The 1,219-nt window shown below is 61.4% G+C and carries 1 protein-coding gene; it reads left to right on the plus strand.

Going from position 1 to position 1,219, the window contains the following annotated elements; translation table 11 throughout:
• Window positions 1-229 precede the first annotated feature (229 nt).
• The gene (locus tag QMZ26_RS21210) at window positions 230-1,192 is read left to right on the plus strand and encodes an IS110 family transposase (RefSeq protein ID WP_283222594.1); all 963 of its coding nucleotides are present in this window, start codon (window positions 230-232) and stop codon (window positions 1,190-1,192) included.
• The last annotated feature ends 27 nt before the right edge of the window (window positions 1,193-1,219 follow it).

The raw sequence follows: 1,219 nt of genomic DNA on the forward strand, positions 1-1,219 counted from the left end.
GGCTTGTATGTTCCCCCCGGCTCCTACGAGGTATGTAGGAGCCAGGGTGGAGGGACCGACAAGCATGGATCTGCGGATAGCCGCCGACAGACGAGCCGAGCGATCCCCATCCCGCACACGAACGTCGATAAAGGATCGTACGGCCCCCAAAAGGGGATCGTCGATGTAGGCAAGCTAACGTCGGTGCGGTACCACCCCAGCCCCTTAAAGATAGCTGGGAGTAGTGCAAATGTCCGATTCTCTTGTGATTGGTCTTGATGTGGACTCCAAGGAGCTCGTGCCGGCGGTGGCTGACTGCAAAGCCGGCGACCGGATCCCCAATACTCGCGCCGGCATAGCCAAATGGCTCAAGACCCTTCCTCCGCGGTGTCGGATTGGCATGGAAGCGACCGGTAAGCACCACGAGCTGGTGGCGCGTATGGCCGGTCAGGCGGGTCACGTGGTCTACGTAATCAATCCTCGGTTGATCAAGAATTACGCCAAGGCAACCGGCGCACGCGGCAAGACCGATGCGATGGACGCCCAGGTCATCGCCCGGTACGTGAAAAAAGAGAGTGATCGTCTGCGTGAATACGTACCACGCAGCGACGAACAGCAGCAGATGCACGATCTGCTGCGCAAGCGCCAAACTCTGGTGGAGACCCGGGCGCGCCTGGAGCAGTCCTTCGATGCCACCAAAAGCGACCCGCGCGAGCTGGCAGATATCTTCAGGGCACTGACCAGCACGCTGTCGGCGCTGGAAAGGGATCTACAGCGCCTGGGCCGTGACGGTGAACAAGGCCCGCTCTACAAGCGCCTGCTGACCATCCCGGGGATCGGCCCAGCCGTCGCCGCGCACCTGATCTACTACATGACGCGCTGGCCGCTGGCCAACGCAAATGCCTGGATCGCCTGCACCGGCCTGGACCCCCGCCCCAACGAATCTGGTGGCAGAACCGGACGGCGTCGACTATCCAAACAGGGCGCACCGGTACTGCGCCAGATGCTGTACATGGCCGCGATGGGCCTGAAGCGGTGTCGGAACGGGCAGCCGCTATACGACGAGCTGTCAGGGCGCGGCCACTCCAGCACGGCCGTATTCAACATCCTGGCCAGAAAACTGGCCAGGATTGCGTGGGGTGTATTCAAGAGCGGCAAGGATTTCGACCCAGCCATGTTGAAAGTGGGTCAAGCCTGCTTCCAGCAGGCTTGACCACGAACATAGGATCTCGGCTCTACA

The organism is Stenotrophomonas sp. PFBMAA-4, assembly GCF_030053215.1.
In the GTDB taxonomy this organism is placed as follows: Bacteria; Pseudomonadota; Gammaproteobacteria; order Xanthomonadales; family Xanthomonadaceae; genus Stenotrophomonas.